Source organism: Streptomyces sp. NPDC044719 (assembly GCF_056433405.1).
Genome location: NZ_JBWKHE010000003.1, coordinates 646,936 through 653,051 on the forward strand (window position 1 = coordinate 646,936; position 6,116 = coordinate 653,051).

Annotated in this window: 6 protein-coding genes; 5 read left to right on the plus strand and 1 reads right to left on the minus strand. The window is 69.2% G+C overall.

Annotation, left to right across the window (positions count from 1 at the left end):
- Window positions 1-10 precede the first annotated feature (10 nt).
- From dnaJ to AC07DF_RS14445, 4 genes are all read left to right on the plus strand, one after another.
- Window positions 11-1,198, plus strand: coding sequence for a molecular chaperone DnaJ (gene dnaJ, locus AC07DF_RS14430; protein WP_478970448.1), 1,188 nt, complete (start codon window positions 11-13; stop codon window positions 1,196-1,198).
- Between the two features lie 5 nt (window positions 1,199-1,203).
- Window positions 1,204-1,656 (plus strand): heat shock protein transcriptional repressor HspR, encoded by a 453-nt coding sequence (locus AC07DF_RS14435; protein WP_382492708.1) that lies wholly within the window; start codon window positions 1,204-1,206, stop codon window positions 1,654-1,656.
- Between the two features lie 277 nt (window positions 1,657-1,933).
- Entirely contained in the window at window positions 1,934-3,043 is a 1,110-nt protein-coding gene (locus AC07DF_RS14440) for a sugar ABC transporter substrate-binding protein (RefSeq protein WP_478970450.1), read from the plus strand.
- 237 nt (window positions 3,044-3,280) lie between these two features.
- Window positions 3,281-4,318 (plus strand): helix-turn-helix transcriptional regulator, encoded by a 1,038-nt coding sequence (locus tag AC07DF_RS14445; protein WP_478970452.1) that lies wholly within the window; start codon window positions 3,281-3,283, stop codon window positions 4,316-4,318.
- Window positions 4,319-4,330: 12 nt separating this feature from the next.
- On the opposite strand, the gene AC07DF_RS14450 is transcribed toward AC07DF_RS14445, so the two are convergent.
- Window positions 4,331-5,275, minus strand: coding sequence for a helix-turn-helix transcriptional regulator (locus tag AC07DF_RS14450; protein ID WP_478970454.1), 945 nt, complete (start codon window positions 5,273-5,275; stop codon window positions 4,331-4,333).
- Window positions 5,276-5,642: 367 nt separating this feature from the next.
- Here AC07DF_RS14450 and AC07DF_RS14455 point away from each other — a divergent pair, with 367 nt between their 5' ends.
- The gene (locus AC07DF_RS14455; protein ID WP_184594372.1) at window positions 5,643-5,978 is read left to right on the plus strand and encodes a Rieske (2Fe-2S) protein; all 336 of its coding nucleotides are present in this window, start codon (window positions 5,643-5,645) and stop codon (window positions 5,976-5,978) included.
- Window positions 5,979-6,116: the final 138 nt, after the last annotated feature.

Genomic DNA, 6,116 nt, shown 5'->3' on the forward strand with positions numbered 1-6,116 from the left:
GGCGTCGAGGATGAGCACCAAGGACTTCATCGAGAAGGACTACTACAAGGTCCTCGGCGTCCCCAAGGACGCCACCGAGGCCGAGATCAAGAAGGCGTACCGGAAGCTCGCCCGCGAGAATCACCCGGACGCCAACAAGGGAAACGTCAAGGCGGAGGAGCGCTTCAAGGAGATCTCCGAGGCCAACGACATTCTCGGCGACCCCAAGAAGCGCAAGGAGTACGACGAGGCACGCGCCCTCTTCGGCAACGGCGGCTTCCGTCCGGGGCCCGGCGGGGGCGGCGGTTCCTTCAACTTCGACCTGGGCGACCTCTTCGGAGGCGGCGCCCAGGGCGGGGGGCAGGGAGCCGGCGGCTTCGGCGGCGGGATCGGTGATGTCTTCGGGGGCCTGTTCAACCGCGGCGGTGCGGGCGGTCCGGGGACGCGTACGCACCCGCGGCGCGGCCAGGACATCGAGTCCGAGGTCACGCTCAGCTTCACCGAGGCGATCGAGGGCGCGACGGTCCCGCTGCGGATGTCCTCGCAGTCACCCTGCAAGGCCTGTTCGGGCACCGGCGACAAGAACGGCACGCCCCGCGTGTGCCCGACCTGCGTCGGCACCGGGCAGGTCGCCCGGGGCAGCGGCGGCGGGTTCTCCCTCACCGACCCCTGCCCCGACTGCAAGGGCCGCGGCCTGATCGCGGAGAACGCCTGCGAGGTCTGCAAGGGCAGCGGCCGGGCCAAGTCCTCACGGACCATGCAGGTGCGCATCCCCGCGGGCGTCAGCGACGGCCAGCGGATCCGGCTGCGCGGCAAGGGCGCCCCCGGTGAGCGGGGCGGCCCGGCGGGTGACCTGTACGTGGTCGTGCATGTCGACGCCCACCCGGTGTTCGGCCGCAAGGACGACAACCTCACGGTGACCGTTCCGGTGACCTTCGCCGAGGCGGCCCTCGGCGGCGAGGTCCGGGTGCCGACGCTGGGCGGCCCGCCCGTCACGCTGAAGCTGCCGCCGGGCACGCCCAACGGCCGTACCATGCGCGCCCGGGGCAAGGGCGCGGTCCGTAAGGACGGCACCCGCGGGGACCTTCTGGTCACCGTCGAAGTGAGTGTTCCGACGGACCTGACGGGGAAGGCTCGTGACGCACTCGAGGCGTATCGCGAGGCGACCGCGGGTGAGGATCCGCGGGCGGATCTGTTCCAGGCCGCGAAGGGAGCATGAGTCAGATGGACGGTCGTCGGCGCAATCCGTATGAACTGACCGAGGAAACCCCGGTCTACGTCATCTCGGTGGCGGCTCAGCTGTCCGGCCTGCACCCGCAGACCCTGCGCCAGTACGACCGCCTGGGCCTGGTCTCCCCCGACCGCACCGCCGGCCGGGGCCGGCGCTACTCGGCCCGCGACATCCAGCTGCTCCGTCAGGTGCAGCAGTTGTCGCAGGACGAGGGCATCAACCTCGCCGGCATCAAGCGCATCATCGAACTGGAGAACCAGGTCGCCGCGCTTCAGGCCCGGGCGGCCGAGCTGCAGAACGCGCTCGACGGCGCGGCGGCGGCGATGCGCCAGCGCGAGGCGGCGGTGCACGCGTCGTACCGCCGCGACCTGGTGCCGTACCAGGAGGTCCAGCAGAGCAGCGCGCTGGTGGTGTGGCGGCCGAAGCGGCAGCAGCAGTCGGACTGACTGCCTGTCCACAGTCTGTGGAAGGGGCCGGGAGGCAACTCCCGGCCCCTTTCGCATGCCTTGGGACGATTTCGCTGGGTCTCCCGTCGATGGGTGGCCCGTGCAGGGAACCTGGAGATGATTCCGCAGAGTCTTCACAACGCTTGCGGAGCGTGGTGTTGTCATCTCGTTAAGTGGTTCCGCTTGACGCTGGGGGCCGCGTCCGCGTTGGCTTTTCAGTCACATGGGCCACAAAGCTGTGCCCACGTCCGAATCACACGCGAAGTGAGCTCCCGACATGCGTCGTCGTATCTCCATATCCGTGGCCGCGGCCGCGATGTCCGTCACGCTCGCCGGCTGCGGCGCGCTCAACGCGACGGGGAGCAGTGACGACGCGAGCCCGGCCAAGGGCAACGACATCACGGTGGGCCTGCTGCTCCCGGAGAAGGCGAACACCCGGTACGAGAACTTCGACTACCCGATCATCAAGACGAAGGTCGAGTCCCTCACCAACAACAAGGGCCGCGTCGAGTACGCCAACGCCGAGGCGGACGCCGACACGCAGGCGGGCCAGCTGCAGAAGATGATCGACGACCGAGTCGACGTGATCCTGCTGGACGCGGTCGACTCGCAGGCCATCGCGAGCGGCGTCGAGAAGGCCAAGGAGGCGGGCATCCCCGTCATCGCCTACGACCGGCTGGCCGAGGGCCCGATCGAGGCGTACATCTCCTTCGACAACGAGCTGGTCGGCGAGGTCCAGGGGCGGACCCTGCTGGAGGCCATCGGCGAGGACGCGAGCCTCTCCGACAAGATCGTCATGATGAACGGCTCGTCGACCGACCCGAACGCCAAGCAGTTCAAGGCGGGTGCGATGTCCGAGCTGAACGGCAAGGTGACGATCGCGCAGTCCTTCGACACCAAGGACTGGAAGCCGGAGAACGCGCAGGCCAACATGGCCGAGGCGATCGAGAAGATCGGCAAGGGCAACATCGCCGCGGTGTACTCCGCCAACGACGGCATGGCGGGCGGCATCGTCAAGGCGCTGGAGGCCGCGGGTGTGACCGAGCTGCCGCCGATCACCGGGCAGGACGCGGAGCTCCCCGCGGTGCAGCGGATCATCGCCGGTGAGCAGTACATGAGCGTGTACAAGTCGTACCCGCAGGAGGCCGAGAACGCCGCGGAGATGGCCGTGGCCAAGGTCCAGGGCCGGGACATCCAGTTCGCCGCCCTCACCCGCGACAAGGTCGACAGCCCCACCCACAAGGGCATCCCGGCCCAGCTGGTGCCGGTGGTCGCGCTGACGAAGGGGAACATCAAGGACACGGTGGTCGCGGACGACATCTACAAGCTGTCGGACATCTGCACGAGCAAGTACGAGGCGGCCTGCCGGGCCATCGGCCTGAAGTGACCATGTGACGGGCCGCTTCCGGTGCGGCCCGCTGTACTCGGTCCTGTCCGGCCACCCCCCGACAGGATTCGGTCACCCCCTGGCCATTTGTTGCAACGTGACGAGCTGAGGCTCGGCGAAACCGGTGCGTAGCGGTGTTTTCCGGTGGTCACGGCGCGGGAAGCCGTGTTGCGGAGCAGGTCCGGTCCGCGCATAGTTGCGCTGCGGTAGTCGGCGAACCGGGGGGTGGGATGGGCGATGGCCAGGCACGGCGCGCAGGAGCATCCACACGGTGCCGACCGACTGTGCGAGGCCGGGGATCGCGTGTATTCCCGGGCCGTACGGCGGGGCCGCGTGCCGCGCGGGGATGCCGAACCGGTGCCCTGTCTGCTGGAACTCGCCCTGCTGCACCCGGACCCCGACGACATGGACTGGCTGGTGCCGACCTCCCCGCAGGAGGTCATGACCCGGCTGCTGCGCGGGATGTACGACGAGGTGAGCGCCAGTCAGCGGCGGGTGGGTTCCGCCGTGGCCGCCGTCGAGTGGTACGCCGGTCTCGGCCGCCGGGTACGGCCGGCCCCGCCGGCGGGCGAGGGCCCGGCGATCCGGGTGCTGGACGGGCTCGCCCGGATCCAGGCCGCTATGGACGAGGCGACCCAGGCCTGCACGACCGAGGTGCTCACGGTCCAGCCCGGCGGCATCCGGCGTGAGGCGGAACTCTCCGAGGGGCTGCACCGGGCGATGGCGCTGCGCGGCCGCGGGGTGCGGATGCGCGACCTGTACACGCATGTCGCCCGGCACGGGCAGGGGCTGCTCACGTACCTGGAGCTGATGGGCGACGCGGTGGAGGCCCGCACGCTGGACGAGGTGATCGACCGGCTGATCCTCTTCGACCGGACCGTGGCCTTCGTCCCCGCCAACACCGACCGCACCATGGCCCTGGAGCTGCGGCACCCGGCGCTCATCGAGTACCTGGTCACGGTGTTCGAGCGGCTGTGGCGCCTGGCCACCCCGCTGACCGCCCCGCTCCCCGAGACCGGCATCGAGGGCATCTCCCACCGGGAGCAGTCCATCGCGGCCCTGCTGGCGGAGGGCCACCAGGACGCGGTGATCGCGGAACGGCTGGGGATAAGCGTCCGGACGTGCCGGGCCCATATCGCGCGGCTCTCGGAGACGCTGGGGGCGGCCAGCCGTACGCAGTTGGGCGTCCGCATCGCCCAGGCAGGCCTGGACGGCCCACCGCGCTCCGCCGCGTCCCTCAGGGTTCCCGGCCAGGAATCCCCGACCGTGAGATGACTTCCTTGCTGTTCAGTGCTCCTGCTGCAGGATCCCCGACTGCGCTATCAGGTAGCCGAGTTGCGCCCGGCTGCCGCTGCCCAGGGCCGAGGCCAGCTTCGCTATGTGCGCACGGCAGGTGCGTACGTTCATGCCCAGCCGGCGTGCGATGGCCTCGTCGACGTGGCCCTCGACCAGGAGCTTGGCGATGGAGTACTGGATGTCCGTGATGCCGCCGCGGGCGGTCTCGTACGGGGTGCCCGTGCTCAGCGGTACCGAGCGGTCCCACAGGTACTCGAAGAGCTTGATGAGGTAGCGGACCAGGCCGGGGTGGCGCAGTTCCAGAGCGACCTGCTGGTCGTCACGGGCCGGGATGAAGGCGACCGACTCGTCGCAGATGATGAGGCGCTCGACGAGTTCGTCGATGGTGCGGTACTCCGCCTTGCCGTCGGAGAGCTGGGCGGCGTAGGCCAGCTGCTCGGGGTTGTAGTGCGCGGTGTGCTGGTACAGGGTGCGGATGCGCACGCCGCGTTCGATCAGCGGCCTGTCACGCTCCAGTCCGCGCAGCAGGCTGCGTTCGGACATCCGGTCGCTCGGCTGGACGGTGAGCATCTCCGCCTGGCACTGGATGGTGGCCATGTTGAGCGCGGCGTTGATACGTTCGCCGCCTTCGAGCACAGTGATGGCGTCACTGGTGGCGGCCAGCTGGGTACCGAGAGCCATGAACGGCTGAAACGTCTCGGCGAGGCCGGTTGCCAGACGACGGCGGTCGGCTATCTCCTGCTCCAGCGGGTTGAGCTGCCGGGACAGGGCGACCGCCGGGGGCACCGGCCGCAGCCAGTTCGGGTCGTCCGGATCGGGATGAAGCAGGGCGAACTCCACCAGGCAGGGGGCGGGCTCCGCATCCGCACGAGCGATGCGTCCGGCGCGCAGTGCGGCGGCATACAGACGGCCGCCCTCCTCGCACCACTCGGTCATCGCATGGGGATGTGTCGCCTTAGTCCGATTCGCTGCCAAATCTCCACCCCCCAGGGTCCTGAACATGCAGGAACATGATGCATCGATTGTGTGGCCATGACGTGCCCGAATAAGCCATCGTCGTACCTGACGGGGGAAAAGGGGACCTTCAAGTGAGGACGAAGCCGACTATGCGTAACAGAATGCTTCGCTCGGTGCTTGTCGCCGCCTTCTCCGTCGTTGTGGCCCTCGGCACCCTGAGTGGCTTCTCCGATGCGAAGGACGATGTTCGGGCGAACAGCAGCTGGCCGTCTGTTGCCGTGAACACCAACGGCGCGAGTAACAGCAGTTGGCCGAGTTCCGGGGCAGCGGAATCCGGGAGCTGACCGTGACCACTCCACCCGACGACCGCTCCTTCCGCAGAGAAATGGCCACCGCCTACCGCTCCGGCTGGCACTTCATCGACCTGGTCACCGCCATCCCCCACAGTGGTGACTCGTTGATGGTGACCGTGTTCGGCGAGCCGGTGGTCGTCACGCGGGACGAGGACGAGGACGTGCGGGCTTACCGGTGTCTGCGGCGGCCTCGGGGGGCGCCGCAGCCCGTGCGATGTGCCGTACGGTACGGAATGATCTTTGTGAACCTGGACCAAAGGGACCATGAGCAGGTGGACGCCGAATCCCCTGCCCCGAGGACCATCTCTGCCACCCCCCGCAGTGCCTGACGCGATTCCCCCGTCGTAACAGATCGCTCAGGTGCTTCCCCCCGCAGCGGGGGGGGAGGGGGGGGGGGAGGGGGGGGGGGGGGGAGGGGGGGGGGGGGGGGGGGGGGGAAGGGCAAGGAGCGGAACGGGATGAAAGGG